At 50.7% G+C, this 19,675-nt stretch carries 8 protein-coding genes and 1 tRNA gene; 8 read left to right on the forward strand and 1 reads right to left on the reverse strand.

Going from position 1 to position 19,675, the window contains the following annotated elements; all coding sequences use genetic code 11:
* The first annotated feature begins 79 nt into the window (after positions 1-79).
* From PHG53_01920 to PHG53_01955, 8 genes are all read left to right on the forward strand, one after another.
* Positions 80-151: transfer RNA gene (locus PHG53_01920), tRNA-Gly, on the forward strand.
* A 179-nt stretch (positions 152-330) separates the two neighbouring features.
* Entirely contained in the window at positions 331-1,875 is a 1,545-nt protein-coding gene (gene tig, locus PHG53_01925) for a trigger factor (protein MDD5380383.1), read from the forward strand.
* Positions 1,876-1,914: 39 nt separating this feature from the next.
* Entirely contained in the window at positions 1,915-2,568 is a 654-nt protein-coding gene (locus PHG53_01930) for an ATP-dependent Clp protease proteolytic subunit (protein ID MDD5380384.1), read from the forward strand.
* A 15-nt stretch (positions 2,569-2,583) separates the two neighbouring features.
* Positions 2,584-3,216 carry an ATP-dependent Clp protease proteolytic subunit gene (locus PHG53_01935; protein MDD5380385.1) on the forward strand — a complete coding sequence of 211 codons (633 nt, stop codon included), beginning with the start codon at positions 2,584-2,586 and terminating at the stop codon, positions 3,214-3,216.
* A gap of 25 nt (positions 3,217-3,241) precedes the next feature.
* Complete coding sequence (locus PHG53_01940; GenBank protein ID MDD5380386.1) at positions 3,242-3,829, forward strand: hypothetical protein; 588 nt, start codon at positions 3,242-3,244, stop codon at positions 3,827-3,829.
* Positions 3,830-4,521: 692 nt separating this feature from the next.
* Complete coding sequence (locus tag PHG53_01945; GenBank protein ID MDD5380387.1) at positions 4,522-6,039, forward strand: hypothetical protein; 1,518 nt, start codon at positions 4,522-4,524, stop codon at positions 6,037-6,039.
* Between the two features lie 3 nt (positions 6,040-6,042).
* Positions 6,043-6,318: a hypothetical protein gene (locus PHG53_01950; protein ID MDD5380388.1), complete on the forward strand. Its 276-nt coding sequence runs from the start codon at positions 6,043-6,045 to the stop codon at positions 6,316-6,318.
* A 265-nt stretch (positions 6,319-6,583) separates the two neighbouring features.
* On the forward strand, positions 6,584-17,377 hold the full coding sequence (locus PHG53_01955; protein ID MDD5380389.1) for a glycoside hydrolase family 88 protein: 10,794 nt from the start codon (positions 6,584-6,586) through the stop codon (positions 17,375-17,377).
* Between the two features lie 33 nt (positions 17,378-17,410).
* On the opposite strand, the gene PHG53_01960 is transcribed toward PHG53_01955, so the two are convergent.
* Positions 17,411-19,648: an HDOD domain-containing protein gene (locus tag PHG53_01960; protein ID MDD5380390.1), complete on the reverse strand. Its 2,238-nt coding sequence runs from the start codon at positions 19,646-19,648 to the stop codon at positions 17,411-17,413.
* Positions 19,649-19,675 lie beyond the last annotated feature (27 nt).

Raw genomic sequence — 19,675 nt, forward strand, 5'->3', positions numbered from 1 at the left:
TGTTTTTTACGCCTAACTTTCGCCAAAAAGCCCTTGCAGACCCGGCAAACCTTCTCTATAATAAATAAAAACAACGAACGCGGGTGTAGCTCAGTGGTAGAGCGTCACGTTGCCAACGTGAATGTCGTGAGTTCGAGCCTCATCACCCGCTTTACGGAACTTTTCAGTAAAGGATTATAGAGTTATATAGTATCGGCGAGTTATCGGCTAATAGTAGTTTGGCGTCGGTCGCCGGTATGTTTGAAAAATACTGAAATCTGGCTAAGGGAAATCGTTTTCTCGATGCCTTTTTTATTTATTATTTTAAGCTAGTTGTGCGGGAGCATTGGAATGGCCAAAGAGCAGGAAACCACAGAATTGAAAAACACGGTTAAAATCGAAAACGCGGGACCTTGTAAGAAAAAAATCACCATAGAGATTCCGGAAGAGACGGTAAAAAAAACCACGGACGAGCAGTATGAGACTTTGCGCAAGGAAATTACGCTGCCGGGCTTTAGAAAAGGCAGGGCGCCGCGCCGGCTTCTGGAAAAAAGGTTCGGCAAGGAAACAACAGAGCAAATTAAACTGAAATTATTGGCCGACGCAAGCGAGTCAGCCCTTAAGGATAATAAGCTGGATATTCTTCGCGAGCCGGATATTGATTTCAAAAAGGTAGAGCTGCCGGCCACGGGGCCGCTGAAGTTCGACTTCGAGGTCGAGGTAAGGCCGGAGTTCGATTTGCCGAAGCTCGATGGCATCCCGGTAGAAAAGCAAAAGCTGAAAGTCACAGACGAGCAAATCGAAACGGAGATTGAGCAGCTGCAAAAGTGGTCGGGTATATGGACGCCGAGAGACGGCGGAAAGGTTGAGCTCAACGACCAGATAATAGCTGATGTAGTGCTGAAAACTGAAGGCGTCGAGGAAGAACAGAAACTTAATAATACCGAGATATATGTCAGGCCGAGTGGTTTTGTCGGAGCAATCCCGGTAGAGAAGCTGGACGAGCTTCTTGTGGGCGCCAAGACCGGCGATACAAAGAAAACGAGTGTAGAGGTACCAAAAACATATTTCCAGCAAGAGTATCGCGGCAAAAAAGTGGATGTCCAAATTGCAGTCAAAGAAGCGAAATGGCTCAAACCGGCGGCGATGGATGAAAATTTCTTCCAGAGAGTCGGCGTCAAAGATGAAACCGAGCTGCGGGACAAACTGCGGGCCAGTCTCCAGGCCCGGCTGGAGCAGCAGGTCAGAGGCGAGATGGCTGAACAGATTTACAAATATATGCTCGACAACACCAAACTTGACCTGCCCGTAGATGTAGTTGCAGAACAATCTAACGCACTGCTGCAGAAACAGTATTCCAACCTAATGATGAGAGGGATTGGCCGCGAGCAGATTGAAGAGCATATGGAACAACTCAGGGCAGGCAGCGAACAGCAGGCAAACGAGCAGCTCAAAACATTATTCATAATGGCTAAAGTCGCCGAGAAATTCGAGATCGAGGTAACCGACGAGGAAATTAACGGCCATATCGCACAGATGGCTGTTCAGCGGGGACAGCGACCCGAAAGAATGAGGGAAGAGATGAATCGTGACGGCTCTCTGGCGCAGTTTAAGCTGCAGGTCAGGGAAGATAAGTGCATCGCCAAACTGCTCGAATCAGCCAGGATAACGGAAATCGAACCCCGAAAAGTAACCAAAAAAGCCGAGAAACCGGCCAAGGCGGAGAAGGCGGCTAAGCCGGCGAAAACAACTGCGGAAGAGAAACCGGCTAAAACAGTTGCTAAGAAGCAGGCCAAGAAACCAGCACCAAAAGCCCATGCACCGGAGAAAAAACCGGCTCAAAAGCACAAAACTACTACCCAAAAAAGCAAACCGAAGGGCAAAAAAAACCGATAAGGTATATGGGTATTGATAATCAATTGAAGGAAGCAATAAATGTTCATTGAACGTCCCGAAAAAAGGGTCTTGAAACCCCAGGAAGTGCTTGACCAGTACGGCCCAGGCAGCCAGTACCAGCGATATCGCCAGATGAGTCTCGATGATATGCTGCTGGATAACCGCATCGTTTTTCTCATCGGCGAGATATCATACGCCCGGGCTGCCGAGGTCATCATGAAAATGCTCTACCTCGACAACCTCAAGCGCAACAGCGAAATCAGCTTATACATAAATTCCCCCGGCGGCAGCGTTGACGACACGATGGCTATTTACGACACCATAAGTTTCGTCGGCTCTCCCGTTGCGACTTACTGCATCGGCAGGGCGCAGTCCGGCGGAGCAGTCGTCCTCGCGGCAGGCACAAAGGGCAGACGTTTCGCGCTTCCGCACGCAAAAGTTATGCTCCATCAGCCGTGGGGCGGCGTCAGCGGACAGGCGGCCGATATCAAAATCCAGGCGGAGGAAATCGGCAAGGCCAAAATTATGATTAATGAGATTCTTTCGAAGCACACCGGCCAGCCGGTTGAGAAAATCGCCGCTGAGACCGAAAGAGACAGATATATGACCGCAGATGAAGCTCTGAAGTACGGCCTTGTTGACGAGGTCCTCCACGAAGTTGAAGATGATAAGAAAGAAAAAACTAAAAAATAAAACGGAACACCAGATATGACAATGAATCAAAATTTAGTGCCAATCGTAATTGAAAAAAGTGGGCGCACCGAACGTGCCTACGATATTTATTCCAGGCTGCTCAAGGATAGAATTATCTTCCTCGGCGGAGTGATTGATGACGACGCCGCGAATTTAATTGTCGCCCAGATGCTGTTTCTAAGCAATGAAAGCAGCAAAACAGACATCCATTTTTATATCAATTCGACAGGCGGCTCAATCACCGCAGGCCTTGCGATATACGATACGATGCAGTTTCTGCGATGCGATGTCTCAACTTACTGCATCGGACAGGCGGCGAGTATGGCGGCGGTGCTAATGTCAGGCGGCAAGGCCGGCAAGCGGTTCGTTCTTGCCAATAGCCGTGTTCTTCTGCATCAGCCGTTAATCGCGGGCGTACTGGAGGGCCCCGCTACCGATTTGGAGATTGAAACGAAGGAGATATTGCGTCTGCGCGCCAGGCTTTATAATATAGTGGCTAAGCATACAGGCCAAAGCCCGGAAAAAATAGAAAAGGATTGCGACCGAAATCTCTGGTTGGAAGCGGAAGAAGCAATCAGCTACGGATTGGCCGATAGAATACTGCAGAAAGCGCCTGAAATCGTCAGGAACCCGGAGCAAAACGGTTAAAAAACGGATTGAAAGGTATATGCAGGTGAGAAAAATAATCTTGGTCGGATGTCTGTTCGCTATCGCCGCCGGCTGCGAGGGCAGCAAGCCGGCAAAAGGGGCCAAAACACTCCAGCAGGAAAACGCGGAGCTGAAAAGCCAAATCGAGCAATCCAAATCAGAAAACGAGCAATTAAAAAGCCAGGTCCAGATTCTCTCTAAATTGCCGTCTGAGGCCAGGATTGAAGACCTTTACGACCTGCAAAAAATCAAGATTACCAGGTACACTAATCTTTATGATAAAAATAAAGACGGCAAGAAAGAAAAGCTGCTTGTTTATATACAACCTATTGATGAGCAAAGAGATATAGTAAAGGCAACCGGCGCGGTGGATGTCGAGCTTTGGAACTTAGACAAAGAGGCTGGCGAGGCAAAATTGGGCGCCTGGCACGTAACGCCGGATGAGTTGAAAACCCTTTGGTGTGCGACACTTATAACAATTAATTACAGAATGAGTTTTGACGTGGGCGATAAAATCACCGGCAAGGAGAAGGAGCTGGTAGTTAAAGTAACCTTCACCGATTATACGAGCGGGAAAGTATTTAAAGAGCAAAAAATAATCCGGCCACGCTAAAAAAACACAATTTCTAAGGGGGGTCATTTCTGGCAATTTGGGGGATTTGGGAAATTTAGGGTAGCACTAAACGCGCAAGTTTGCGTTTTTTGGCAGGTAGAAAGTGGTAGAAATTGCTAAAAATTGCTAAAAGCGCGCGCAAAAGTGAGACAAAATGCGCGTAAAATGGTTGAAAATTGCAGGGAATTTTTACCCCCCTGCGCGAATTGTTCGAAGTGAACAATCCGCGGAAAATTTCAAAAAACAAGCGACAAAATTCAAATAAATTCCAATCACCAAGATACAAAATTCAAAACAGAAATTAGCCGTGAAGATAAATTAGGTGTAGATTGCCCAAATTAACATTGGGGCTTTTTAATCACAGATTACACGACGTTTCTCAAGAATTTTTTTGGCAACTGGGGACAAGGGCGCATAATATATATAGAGCGATTGCGATAATGCTCGTTGTTTTCATTTAAGAGCAGGAGGCGATAATGAAAACATACGGCGTAACACTTCGATTTTTCAAAATTCCACCGCGGGGAAGTTGCTACACACAATGTCTGCGCATTTTGGAAAAAAAGTTTACTGTGCAGGCAGTGGGTGGGTTTAAAAGGAGGCGAGGCCAATGAAAAAACAAGCTGTGATTGTGAAAGAGTATTGTATGGGCATTAAAGATTATCAACAGTTTGTTTTGAAAGGGTGGAAAAATGGAAACTGTAAAAAGACTGACAATTTGTTTTCTGGTATTGGGCCTTTCGGCCTATTCAGTGCAATCAGCCGGCGCGGAGCCGATGGGGACGGCGTTTATCTATCAGGAGCAACTCTACGATTATAATTATCCTGCCGACAGCAATTATGATTTTCGGTTCACGCTGTATGATGCAAATAGCTACGGCAACCAAATAGGTGATGACGTGAACGTGGCTGATGTGAATGTAATCGATGGTTACTTTGCAGTTAAACTGGACTTTGGGGACGATGCGTTCGATGGCGATGCTCGCTGGATAGGGATTGGTATTCGGCCGAGTGAGCAGAATGACCCCAACGGCTATGCCGTCCTTGAGCCAAGGATGGAAGTGATGCCTACGCCGTATGCGCTTTATGCAAAGAGTAACGCGGGCAGTGATAACGACTGGATGGTCTCGGGGAACGATATGTATTCAATCCCCTCAGGCAATGTCGGCATCGGGACTACAAACCCTGTCTCCAAGCTGAGTGTCAACGGAGACATCAGAGCGGCTTCCGTTTACAAGATAGGCGGCAGCACGGTCCTGTCAGTTCCAAACTCGAATACGCTCGTAGGTGTTGGTGCTGGTCGGGATACCACAGGCAATTACAACACATTCTCAGGATGCCTGGCAGGCTTCCGCAACACGGCGGGCGGTGGAAACACATTCCTGGGATATATGACGGGATTTTTAAACGACACAGGGAATGGAAACACATTCTCAGGATATCAGGCGGGCAACTCCAACAAGACAGGCAATTACAATACATTCTCAGGATATCAGGCAGGATATAAAAGCACAGGTTCTGGAAATGTCTTCATTGGGCACAAAGCGGGATACAACAACGAAACCGGCTCGGGCAAACTCTACATCGCCAATTCAGATATTAATCCCCCTTTGATTTATGGCGATTTCAGCACCGGCAACGTCGGCATCGGGACAACGGAGCCGGGAGCAAAATTAGAGGTGGCAGGACAGATTAAGATTGCCGGCGGCACTCCGGGAATAGATAAGGTTCTCACATCTGATGCCAGCGGTCTTGCAACTTGGCAACCGATCCCTGATTCAGGCATACCTTCAGGAGTTATTGTGATGTGGTCAGGATCAATAGACAGTATCCCGACTGACTGGGTTCTTTGCGACGGCAAAAATGGTACGCCTGATTTAAGAGAAAGGTTTATTGTAGGTGCAGGCGGAGATAATCCTGACGTGAATGGTCCCACCGATGGTTACTCGCCTGGGGCACATGGCTGTGATGATCAATGGAAACATAAGTTAACCGAAGCCGAAATGCCAGCACATACACATACATATACATACACGACGTATTATACTCTAGCTGATAATGTTAAACGTGATGGTGGAGAAGGGTATTGGAGATATACGAATTCTGCTGGTGGAACAACGTCGAGTGTAGGTGGAAACCCTGACGGCAGCACCCAGCCACATGAGAACAGGCCGCCGTATTATGCGTTGGCGTATATTATGAAACTGTAAAGTTTGGAAGCTAAAAAAGGCAAAAGGGCTGCGATGGGTATGCTCGCAGCCCTTTGTTCAACAGCACAAATTCGGCTTATGTCCTGCGTTTTCGCAGCAAAGCCAAGCTACCTAAGCCGAGCAGGGCAGGCCGGTGGGCTAACCATTTTTGAGATTGCCACGGCCTTCGGCCTCGCAATGACAATTCTGCGCTGCGCCAGCCGGAGGCGGTGTGAGCAGCGGCGGGGAATATATTCTTCGCGGGACAATGGGTCAGTCGAACGCTGGCCGTTGAGGTAAGAGCAGCGTTTAGCGGATAAACGACGAGAGATTTTATCCGCCTTCGCTAAAGCTGCGGCGAGACAAGTTTGCTTGGCAGAAGGACTGAGACTGTGGTTTCGGAGCCGGGGGCACCTGTTATGGGAAGTGAGCCGGTGTTTAATTAAATCCGGCTGGCAGTGTGAAAAAGGCCTATTCCGCAGCCAAAATCAGCAATTTGGGGAAAATCCTTGTTATTTGCGAGAAAACTACGTATAATTTGTTAATAAACCAATAAGGAGGTAAAATGATGAAAAGTGTAACACACTCCAAGGGAGCTATCGTTTCAATAACAATCTTAGTAACCATCCTTTGTCTTAGCCAGCCGGCGTTTCCCGCTGACCGTGTAGCGGGTAATATGATGCTGATAAACGATAACGGCGGATGGTGCTGGTATCAGGACGACAAGGTTGTTTACGATCCTGTCGGGCGCAATGTCCTCGTGAGCACGGCGGCGGAAGAGCATGGTTTCGGCGGAGTCAGCGGAACACGCCTCAATGATATGGATGCCACTACATTTAATATCGACACAGGGACGCGGACGCGGACACTTGCGCACGAGTTCGGCGGCGACGACCATAATATGGGGGCATTCTGGATACGGCCTGACGGCAGGTATCTGCATATATATTGTCAACATTACAATGACCCGCAGGTAACCTACCTGCGCCTGGCCGACAACCCGCACGACGGAAGCAGCTGGGGCAGCGAGTACACCTATAACTGGGAGACCATCAGCGGCCTGACTGATACTCAGTCCAGCAGTTATACCAATGTTTACTATCTTTCCGGCGAGGGAACCCCCGGAGTTGGACGATTGTATAATATCATTCGAGTATTTACGCGAACTCCTTGCATCTCTTACTCGGACGACCTGGGCCAAACGTGGCAGTATATGGGGCAGCTTTGCAGTCCGGCAGGAGGTTCGACTTATTCCAATTTCTATCACAAGTTCAGAAGCAACGGCGTTGACCGGATAGACTTTATAGGCGTTGAGAACCACCCGCGTGACAACAATAACAATGTCTATCACGGCTATATCAAGAACGGCAAGAGCTACAACTCTTACGGGGTTGTAGTAGACGACAACCTTTACGACCAGAGCGCTCCCTCCGTGCAGGCATTTACGCCGATATTTATCGCTGATACGACTATAGACGCCGATTCATATCACACAGGCTGGAGTAATGAGATGGAGCTTGATAAAGACGGGCATCCTGTTTGCCTGTATCAGACCCGCCACGGCACAGAGCCATGGGGTAACAACAGCGGCAGCTGGGGCAACATCGGCGCTGCAGACCACCGTTTCTTTTACGCACGTTTCAACGGCTCAACCTGGACTTCTACAGAGTTATGCAAAATGGGTGGAGGGCTTCACCTGCCCGAACAGGATTACATCGGCATGGGCTGTATTCATCCTGACGACGCCAACATTGTCTATGTCGCAACACAGTTCGACCCTCGCGACGATTCAGAAAATGAGTATCGTGAGATATTCAAAGGCGTGACTTCTGATAACGGCTCGACGTGGAACTGGACACAACTCACATTCGATTCAACAATTAATAATACCCGTCCGGCAGTTCCTCAATGGGACGCCGACAATACAGCGGTTGTCTGGACAAGAGGTAATTGGGGACAGGACAATTATGAAGATTATGACCTTGTAGCTGTTGGAATGATAGAGGAAAAAGATGCGACACTAGGTTTAGTCAATTATATCGACGCCGGCACGAGCAATACAACAGAGTCAGACGGTTCGGCATTTTCGCCGACCGGTCCGAGCGGCAGCGCAGGGACAGCGGACAGCCAGTGGCACGAATACACAGGATACGGCAACGGAGGAAGCTGTTTCACGGCCGGTGACGGCGGGACGGAAAACGTTCCAACGATAAAGACCACAATAACAGGTTTGTCAGACGGGACGTATGACGTGTTCGCATACTTCTGGTGCGACCCTGCCCAGGACTGGGGAATAAGAGGCGGATTTGCATCTGATGTGGATAGTATGCTGTGCTTCAGCAGGCAATCGGCTCAATTTGCCGAGGCATCGCAATTCTCCGGTTCTGTAACAGTTACGGGTACCGGGGTCCAGCTTTACCGGGTTTATATCGGCCGCAAGACAGTGAGCGGAGGCACGCCGGTCGTTGTTTATCTTGATAACTACGACAGTGTTTACAATTCCAATGCACCTACCCGCACGACATACGACGGGGTTGGAGTGGCCAGCATCAGCTATGTGGAAGATGTTAGCCCGCCTGAGCCGAATGTTATGACATGGGCTTCTGTGCCTACGACAACGGGCCCAAGTACAATTACAATGACTGCAACGACGGCTACGGACACCAGCCCGCCGGTGCAGTATTACTTCGAATGCACCACTGACGGCGACGCTAATAGTGATTGGCAGACAAATCCGACCTACGTTGCTACAGGTTTGACGCCGAGCACTGAATATTCATTCAGGGTCAAGGCACGCGACAGTTCTGCGGCCCAGAATGAGACGGGCTGGTCGAGCACACAGTCTGCAACAACCGACTCGCCGGACACAACGCCGCCTACGCCTGACCCGATGACATGGGCGACGGTGCCGACGGCAACAGGGGCGTATTCGATCACGATGACGGCGAGTACCGCCACGGATGTCTGCAGTCCTCCCGTGCAGTATTACTTCGAATGCACTACCAACGGCAGCAAAACAAGCGGGTGGCAGACGAGCGCAACTTATTCACCGAGCAGCCTTAATCCATCAACTTCATATTCATTCAGGGTCAAGGCACGCGACAGCGCCGCCGCCCTTAATGAGACGGGCTGGTCGAGCACACAATCAGCAACTACGCAGGCACAGCCTACAAACATCACACTGCTCGGTTCGTGGGTGACTGGCTTATCTCATACAAAAGAATCAGGCAGTAACCGTGCTTTGATATTCATCGCACATGGTGAACGCTCCGGTACAATGAACCTAACCGCTGTAACATACGGCGGGCAATCAATGACAAAGGTCGTTGACAGGTACTACTATTCCGGAAACGGCGCTTATGCCGCAGCATATATTCTTAAAGAGGCTGGTGTTGCCGCCGCAACCAACAGTAATTTTGTTGTTACCTGGGATACTACGCCGACGGAAGTTAAATACGCCAGCGTATTCCTTTCTAACGTTAATCAAACAACCTCTACCGGAGCAACCGGCTACGGTGAAGGTACAAGCAACCCAGTAACGACCCCTGCACTTGCAACAAACAGCGGCGATATGGTTCTTCTCGGGGCCACCTGCGGCAACTTAGGCACATATACAATGAACAACAGCTTTACTTTAGGTGTTAATCAGTCCTCCACTTCGTCTACCGGGGCAACCGGTTATAAATCTGCTACCGGAGCATCTGAAACGCCCAGTGCAACACATAGCAGCTTGAACCGCCAGGTGCTTATCGGCTTCGTAGTTCAGGGAGGAACACCTCCTCCATTGAATATTGCCAGTAATCCGTATCCGGCTAACGGGGCAAGTAATGTTTCTATTTCCACCAGTTTATCGTGGGATGCTCCTACAGCATATACGCCGACCAGCTACGATGTTTACTTCGGAACCGACACTACTGCTCACAATAATCCTAAATACACAGTTGGTACGAATAGTTACGACCCGCCCGACGACCTTTTAGAAGGGACAACATATTACTGGGCGGTCGATTCGAACAACGCAGGGACGATATATACCGGCGATGACTGGAGTTTTACGACTTATGAACCAATAGAGATTGGTGACCTCGTGGCAAATTATATATTAAGCCAGACGCTTTCAACATATTATGCATCCGCTTGTTCATACTATGGAGTGATGATATATTCTGAAGTAACAGGGGATACCGATCTCAAGAATAGCGTCATTGCAGCTTTCCCTTCTACTTATTACACAGGTGCAACACTGCCGCCGGAAGGCAGCGTAGACGAAAATATCTACGGGATACTTCCATTTGAGCTATACCGCCAGACGGGCGATGCCAACTATCTTACATCGGCACAATATTTAGCTGACGAGGAATTTAATCCTCCACGTACTGACGGTCTGAGCGAATACTCACGATTCTGGGTAGATGATTTGTATATGATTGGTTCACTTCAGGCCCAGGCATATAAGTCCACAGGAGATCCTAATTATGCCAACCGTGCTGTTACCCAACTTTTGGGGTATATGGGAGAGGTGGAACAGTTACAACAGTCTAACGGTCTTTTTCATCATACCCTAAGCGCTCCATTTTTCTGGGGACGAGGTAATGGCTGGGCAGCAGCGGCTATGACAGAGGTCCTTTTGAGTATTCCAGAAGACCACCCGGATCGCGCACAGTTGCTTACTAAATATCAGAACATGATGGCCGGCTTGGTTGCGTGCCAGGGTCCGAGCGGGATGTGGTATCAGGTTCTTGATATGGGCAGTGACCCGCGCAACTGGTATGAATCATCTTGTACAGGTATGTTTGTCTTCGCACTGGCAACAGGAGTAGAAAAAGGATGGCTTCCTGAGGTTCCATATAAGCAGGCCGCTTTGGATGGATGGGCCGCACTGGCAAATTATGTGGACGAACAAGGTCGTGTTTTACAAGTCTGTCCAGGAACAGGTGCAAGCTCCGATGTGGCGGTTTACTTAAACAAGGTACCGGATAATACTGGCAATCCTCATGGTCAAGCAGCGGTTATCTGGGCAGCGAAAGCAATGGAATCTACGCCCAGCGACACAACACCTCCTGCGCCCGACCCGATGACATGGTCCTCGGTTCCTGCGGCAACAGGACAGACTACAATTACGATGACCGCGACGACCGCTACAGATGCCAATAGTCCACCGGTAGAATATTACTTCGAATGCACTAATGACGGCAGCAAGAGCAGCAGCTGGCAGACAAATCCGACATATGTTGCTTCCGGTCTTAACGCGGGTACTTTGTATTCATTCAGGGTCATGGCACGTGACAGCGCTACCACCCCGAACGAGACGGGCTGGTCGAGCACACAATCCGCGACCACCGATCCGCCTACACCTGATACAACACCTCCGACACCCGACCCGATGACCTGGGCAACGACACCAACAGCAACGGGCTCGAGCACAATTACAATGACTGCGACGACCGCCACCGATAGTGAAAGTCCGCCGGTAGAATACTACTTCGAATGCACTAATGACGGCAGCAAGAGCAGCGGCTGGCAGACAAGTGCAACATACGCAGCTTCAGGTCTAACCCCGGACACTCTTTATTCATTCAGAGTCAGGGCACGTGACAGCGCTACCACCCCGAACGAGACGGGCTGGTCGAGCACACTATCCGCTACCACCAATCCTACACCCGATACAACACCTCCTGCGCCCGACCCGATGACATGGTCCTCGGTTCCTGCGGCAACAGGACAGACTACAATTACGATGACCGCGACGACCGCTACAGATGCCAATAGTCCACCGGTAGAATATTACTTCGAATGCACTAATGACGGCAGCAAGAGCAGCAGCTGGCAGACAAATCCGACATATGTTGCTTCCGGTCTTAACGCGGGTACTTTGTATTCATTCAGGGTCATGGCACGTGACAGCGCTACCACCCCGAACGAGACGGGCTGGTCGAGCACACAATCCGCGACCACCGATCCGCCTACACCTGATACAACACCTCCGACACCCGACCCGATGACCTGGGCAACGACACCAACAGCAACGGGCTCGAGCACAATTACAATGACTGCGACGACCGCCACCGATAGTGAAAGTCCGCCGGTAGAATACTACTTCGAATGCACTAATGACGGCAGCAAGAGCAGCGGCTGGCAGACAAGTGCAACATACGCAGCTTCAGGTCTAACCCCGGACACTCTTTATTCATTCAGAGTCAGGGCACGTGACAGCGCTACCACCCCGAACGAGACGGGCTGGTCGAGCACACTATCTGCAACTACCGACTCGGCGCCCAGCGTATCCATTGACCTTGTAGCCGGTAATATGATGCTGATAAACGATAACGGCGGGTGGTGCTGGTATCAAGACGATAAGATTGCTTACGACCCCACTGCCGGCAATATCCTCACGAGTACCGCTGCAGAAGAGAACGGTTTCGGCGGAGTCGGCGGAGCAAGATTAAATGATATGGATACCACTACATTTAACATAGCCACAGGAAAGCGCACGGTGAGACAAGCGCGTGATTCCGGCGGCGGCGACGACCATAATATGGGCGCCTTCTGGATAAGGCCTGACGGCAGGTATCTGCATTTGTATGCACCGCATTACAGTTCTTCAGGTCAAACCTTCTACCGTCTGGCGACCTATGCGAATGACGGCAGCGTCTGGGGCAGTGAGCAAAACTATGACTGGGATACTATCAGCGGCATTAGCGGGGGCACGCTTTCTTATACGAATGTTCACTACCTTTCGGGCGAGGGGACCGGCAACGGCCGATTGTATAATATCGTGCGCTGGAATGAGGTCACTCCTAACATTTCTTATTCGGACGACCTTGGCGTTACGTGGCAATATATGGGCAGACTTAACAGTCCCGTAGGAGGCGCGACTTATTCCAACTTTTATCACAAATTCAGGGGCAACGGGGTTGATCGGATAGACTTTATCGGTTGTGAGCAGCATCCTCGCAATTACAATAATAGTGTCTTTCACGGCTATATCAAGGGAGGGAAGGGATACGACTCTTACGGTAATGTAGTAGATGACGATCTTTTCGACACGGATGCTCCCTCCATACAAGCATATACGCCGGTATTTACTGCTGCTGATCCGCAGTTAGCCGACACATATCATACAGGTTGGACTAATGAAATTGAGATAGACAAAGACGGTTATCCGGTTTGCCTGTATCAGACCCGCTACGGAACGGACCCATGGGGTAACGGCAGCGGCCAGAATACCATCGGTGCGGCGGACCACCGTTTCTTCTATGCACGTTTCAACGGCACCGCGTGGACTTCTACAGAGCTATGCAAAATGGGAACCGGGCTTCATGAGCCTGAACAGGACTACCTCCCAATGGGCTGCATACATCCTGATGATGCCAACATAGTTTATGTCGGAACACCCTTTGATCCTCGTGACGATTCGCCGCTCGAGCACATTGAGATTTTCAAGGGTGTAACGAGCGACAAAGGTCTAACCTGGGACTGGACACAAATTACAACCAATTCAACAGAAGATAATATCCGTCCTGCTATTCCCAAATGGAACGCCAACAACACGGCGGTCTTCTGGACGAGGGGTGAATATCCCGGCCAGGAAAACTACGACTTTGTAGTTGTGGGAATGCTTGAGGAGCAGGACATGACATTGGGTTTAGTCAATTATATTGATGCGACCGAGAGTAACACCGAAGAGTCGGGCGGTTTGCCGTTTACACCGACGGGCCCAAGCGGCAGTGCCGGTTCTGCCGATAACGAGTGGCACGAATACACAGGCTACGGCAACGGAGGCAGCTGTTATACAGCCGGCGACGGCGGAACCGAAAACGTTCCCACGATAAAGACAACAATAACCGGTCTGGCAGACGGGACGTATGACGTGTTCGCATATTTCTGGTGCGACCCGGCCCAGGACTGGGGCGTGAGGGGCGGCTTTGAATCAGATGTGGATAGTATGCTGTGCTTCAACAAGCAATCCTCTCAGCACGCAGAGGCATCTCAATTCTCCGGTTCGGTCGACGTTGTTAACGGCGACTACATTCTTTATCGCGTTTATATCGGCCGAAAGGAAATAAGCGGAGGCGGTTCGATTGATGTTTATCTTGACAACTATGACAGTTCTTATACTACTAATATACCAACCCGCACAACGTATGACGGTGTCGGAGTAGCCAGTGTTTCCTATATTGAAGACGTTACGCCGCCTGAGCCGAACGCTATGACATGGGCTTCTCTACCTAGTGCAACCGGTCCGATGACAATTACAATGACGTCAACCACAGCTGTAGATGACAGCCCGCCCGTGCAGTATTATTTCGAATGCACCACCGACGGTGACGCTAACAGCGGCTGGCAAACAAATCCGACATATGTGGCTTCAGGTCTAAACCCGAGCACTCTATATTCATTCCGGGTCAAGGCACGTGACAGTTCGCCTGCCCAGAATGAGACGGGGTGGTCAAGCACACAATCAGCAACGACTGATCCACCTGATACTACACCGCCGACGCCTGACCCGATGACGTGGTCTTCGACGCCAACGGCGACAGGACAGACTACAATCACTATGACTGCAACAACTGCTGCTGACAGTGAGAGTCCGCCGGTGCAGTACTACTTCGAGTGCACTAACGACGGAAGCAAGAGCAGTAGTTGGCAATCGAGCACGACATACGTTGCCTCCGGTCTCAACGCGGGCACTTTATATTCGTTCAGGGTCAAGGCACGCGACAGCGCCACGGCTCAGAATGAGACGGACTGGTCTACAGAGGAATCTGCAACAACCGACCTTCCGGATACAGTACCGCCGACACCTGACCCGATGACGTGGTCTTCAGTGCCAACGGCGACAGGTTCGAGCACAATCACGATGACAGCATCGACTGCTACGGATGCGGATAGTCCGCCTGTTGAGTATTATTTCGAATGCACCAATGATGGCACCAAAACCAGCGGCTGGCAGTCAGGTACGACATACGTCGCTTCAGGCCTGACGCCGAGCACTTTGTATTCGTTCAGGGTCAAGGCACGCGACAGTTATCTTATTCCCAATGAGACAGGCTGGTCGAGCACGCTATCAGCAACTACCGACCTGCCTCCGACAGATATTGAAATCCTCGGCTCGTGGGCGACAGGTTTATCCCATGCAAAAGAAGCCGGCAACAGCCGGGCTTTGATTTTCATTGCTCATGAAGAATCTGCCAGTGGTCTTGACCCAAGTTTGACTTCCGTAACATACGGCGGGCAGGCAATGACCAAGGTTATTGAAAGGAGTGCCGTCACCACTGGCTACGGGAATTACGTTGCGGCATTTATACTCGACGAAGCCGGCGTAGCTGCTGCGAACAGCGGCACGTTTACTCCCACCTGGAGCGCTTCGACGAGTTCTATCTCGTATGCAAGTGTATTCCTTTCCAATGTTGACCAGACAACTTCCATAGGAGAATCCGCAAGCAATGGAACGACAAGCGGTACGGACCCAATCTCGACAAGTCCGCTTGCTACAAATGACGGGGATATGGTTATTCTCGGTGCGACCAACGCTAATAACGGCTCATATACATTAGGCGGCGGCTTTACAGAAGGGACCGACCAGTCGGTTGGGACTAGTGGGCACACAGGTGTAACCGGCTACAAGTCCGCAACGGGCGCAGCCGAGACACCAAGCGCAGATCACTCGAGCACAGTTACCCGTCAGGTTATTATTGGATTTGTGCTCCAAGCTTTGTCAGGCGGCGGACCTGTTACCCGGACGCTGGCGGTTTCTTCTTCAGCGGGCGGCACAGTAACCACGCCCGGCATAGGTGACTTCGACTACACGAACGGTACCAACGCAAGTATCGTTGCGTCTGCTAACGCCAATTATCATTTCGTGAACTGGACGGGCACCGCGGTAACGGCAGGCAAAGTAGCCAGCCCGACTTCGGCCAGTACCACTGTTTTAATGGATGCATCTTATAATGTGGTAGCCAACTTCGCTATAGACACATTCACTCTTGATTACGCGGCAGGCGCGGGCGGAAGCCTGACAGGCGATACCTCACAGGTGGTCAATTACGGCGGCAATGGAACTGCTGTAACAGCGGTACATAATATCGGCTACCACTTTGTCAACTGGAGTGATTTATCTACGGACAATCCGAGAACAGACCTGAATGTAACAGCCAATATAAACGTAACGGCCAACTTCGCTATTGACCAGTATACGGTCTCCGCTTCAGCGGGCACCAACGGCAGTATCGTTCCTTGGGGCGATGTCACGATAAACTACGGAGGCAACCAGATGTTCACGGCCAACGCGGACCTGGGTTATGAGGTCGACGAGTGGACTGTGGACGGCAATCAGGTCCAATCCGGAGGGACTACCTATACAATATATAACGTCACGAGCAACCATACAGTAGCCGTGACATTCAACCAGATTATCCTCTCGATTTCCGGCTATGTGGTAGAGCAGGACGGCAGTACGCCGGTCGAAGGGGTGCTGATGGAGACAGGCGATGTTAATACTTTAACCAACGCCGACGGCTTCTACGAACTGCCGGTCAATTACGGCTGGTCGGGCCAAGTCACTCCTTATAAAGAAGGATATATCTTCGCGCCGGACAGCACTATATATACCAATGTCACACAGAACCAGAGCAGTGACGATTACACAGCGACACTGATAACCTTCAGGATTGCGGGCATTGTGCTTGCCGACGACTATATCACGCCCCTGAGCGATGTAAACGTATCGGCCGAAAACGGCGGCGGGCCGTGGACAAGCAGATACGGCGGCGGGGCAACGCTGACGGACGCAGACGGCTATTATGAAATCGTTGTGGACTACAACTGGTCGGGCAATGTCACGCCCGCCAAAGAGGCCTACGTCTTCGCGCCGAACAACAGAAGCTATGCAAACGTAAAAGAGGACTGGATGACGGACCAAAGCTACACCGGGACTCTGCTGACTTATAAGATCAGCGGTTACATAAAGAACGAATGCGACGAGCCAATAGAAGGGGTTATGGTCGATGCCAACAACGGCGGCAACCAAGATACGACCGATTCAACCGGCTTATATGAGGTATGGGTCGATAGTTTCTGGTCCGGAACGGTAACACCGCACAAGCAACATTACATATTTGACCCGAACCAGATGGATTATTCTAATGTACAGGCAGATATAGCCAACCAGAACTACGCCGCATATAACGTTTATGACCTCGATTGCGACGGCTTAATCGGCTGGGGCGACGTCGGCGTAATGGCTGATAACTGGCTGTCGAGCGGCCCTGACATTCCGGGTGATTTATACAAGGATGAATACAACATTGTCGATTTCCTGGATTTTGCCGAATTCGGTTCAGTCTGGCTGGCAAATTAATAATCCATTAGAATCGACGGTAACGATACTAATTTATAATTTGCAGGGCAGGAGAATTGTTACGGTGGTACCGCTGCCGGGGCTGCTTGTTATGGAAAGGGAGCCTCCGTTTAACTGGATGAGCCTGGCAGCGTGAGCAAGGCCCATCCCCCGCTTTCGGCCGGCAGGTAGATTAGAGAAAAAGGGGAACATCGCCTTTTGAAGCGTCTGCTCATCCATTCCGCAGCCGAAATCAACGATTGTCAATTTTACAAAGCCGCCGGAGGGGTCTGCAGAGGCAGAGATTTTTACAGGGCCGTAACTATCGGCGTAAGACTGGATAGAATTACAGATGACATTCGCGATAGCCGATGCAACCTGAGCGGAATCGGCGAAAATGTTTTTGATGTCCCCAACAACTTCAATCCTCGCATCGATGCGCTCCACACCAGTTTTGCGCGATGCCAACTGTATGGCTTCATCAAGTATCTGCCTGTGAGACGTCCAGGTCTGGTGAGGCGCCGGCGGGCTGGCAAAGACAAACAGGTCATCGATAATCGCGGTAATTTGGCCAGCGTTTTTCCGGATTTGTTCGAGTATTTGTTTTTTCTGGGGGTCGGTCTCGCCGGCAGCGAGCATCTGTGCCCTGCCTGATACGACCGAGAGCGGATTATTCAATTCGTGGGCAGCGCCGGCGGCCATTTCAGCCAAGGCATCCAGAACATCCGTGTTACCCGCAGTCAAGCGAGACGGCGTCTGTATGTCGGCGGGCGGGCCGGCGAGTGACTGCGCAAACTGCTCAGCAAACCGCTGCCAGCTTGCGGAGGCAAAAGCCAAGCCTAACACAGCCCCTGCGATGGAGGCGGTAGTCTTAAACTTTTCCTCGAACTGCTCCGTTTCCACGGGATAGTGAAGCTCGAAGACAATCGCTCCAACTGCTTTATTGCCGGCGAGCAGAGGGAGTAATTTCGTATGGCCCAGGTCGAACTCGACATTCAATTGCTCAAACAGCCAGCCGGTGTAATCGGCAGCGTTAAGAATTGCGAAGCTATTTGAAATTGCCTGCGGTATCGCCGATGCATCAGTTGGGGCTTTCAGCAAGACGACCTTTGTCCGCGACGGACTTTCCACAACAACGGCTTTGAGGTACTGAGGATTATCCGGCGGGACTAAATATAAGCAAACCGAACCAGCCTGGTAAAACTTCTGCCAGCGGACGGCGAAATTTTCCGCTACGTCAACCGGACTATCATTCGAATCCAGGCTCAGCAGAAACTCTTTTGTAAACTCGAAATGGTTTAACGCGGTCTGCAGGAAACTGTTTTCGAGCGCCAATTCCGACTGCTTCTGCGCCAGCTGGTCGGCGGCAGCGTGAAGGGCGCTGCAATATTCATCGGCGGTAACCGGCGAATCCAGACCCAAAGCCTCTACTTTTTCTGCGATCTTATCCGCGAGAGGACTACGGATTTGCTCTAACTGGTCGGGGGTTATCGCCAGAAGCTGCGCTATTTTGTCCACTGAATCAGGCGTGTCGAAACTTCCCGACAGGCCGATGCCACACTGCCGGGCGATTAAATCGGCCAACTGAACCACCTGTGCGATTTTCGCTTCGGGCATACTTTGAGAGATTAGATTAACGTCGCTGTGGTGGAGCCAAATTGCGAGCATAATCTGATTGGGCAGGCGCCACTTTGCAGCGAGTCGTTTGCCGAGGATTGTATGGTCGAGGCCGAGATGTTTTTGCTCAAGCGTTCGTGAGCAGGCCTGCTGCGATTGCGCCTGTTCGACGATGGCGGCAAAACTTCTCGGCATTGCCTCATCAAGGGCGAGCTTTCCGATATCGTGCAGCAGGCCGGCCGAATACGCCAACTGCAAATCCATTTGAGGGGACAAAATCGCGGCGATATCTTCAGCACAACAGGCGACGGCAAGGCAATGTTCCACAAGCTGTTCTCTGAACGATACCCTGCGTTCATCCCTGCTGAAAGCCGGATAAACCCTGACAGACAGAAGGGCCTGACGAACGGCGTGGGCAGGCAGTTTGTCAATCGCCCGGCGAACTGAGAAGCCCTCGCCGGGACTGTTTAAACCCTTTTTGTTCATAAGTGAAAGAATGGCGGCAGCAAGAGCCGGGTCTGATTCGACTGTTTCAGCCAAGTCCGAGAGCCGGGCCTGTGAGAGATGCGAAAGAAATCGTGCCGCAATGCAAGGCAAGGCCGAAAGGGAATTGAGGCGATGAATGACTAATTCAACCTGATGAGCAACTGTTGGGTCAGCGATTTTCCCCGGCATTTAGTTATATCCTCGTATTCAACTATT

This window comes from Phycisphaerae bacterium, from assembly GCA_028714855.1.
Classification (GTDB): domain Bacteria; phylum Planctomycetota; class Phycisphaerae; order Sedimentisphaerales; family Anaerobacaceae; genus CAIYOL01.

Coding starts and splice junctions, on each gene's coding strand:
- tig (MDD5380383.1), top strand. CDS start 331: ATGGCCAAAGAGCAGGAAACCACAGAATTGAAAAACACGGTTAAAATC.
- PHG53_01930 (MDD5380384.1), top strand. CDS start 1,915: ATGTTCATTGAACGTCCCGAAAAAAGGGTCTTGAAACCCCAGGAAGTG.
- PHG53_01935 (MDD5380385.1), top strand. CDS start 2,584: ATGACAATGAATCAAAATTTAGTGCCAATCGTAATTGAAAAAAGTGGG.
- PHG53_01945 (MDD5380387.1), top strand. CDS start 4,522: ATGGAAACTGTAAAAAGACTGACAATTTGTTTTCTGGTATTGGGCCTT.
- PHG53_01955 (MDD5380389.1), top strand. CDS start 6,584: ATGATGAAAAGTGTAACACACTCCAAGGGAGCTATCGTTTCAATAACA.
- PHG53_01960 (MDD5380390.1), bottom strand. CDS start 19,648: ATGCCGGGGAAAATCGCTGACCCAACAGTTGCTCATCAGGTTGAATTA.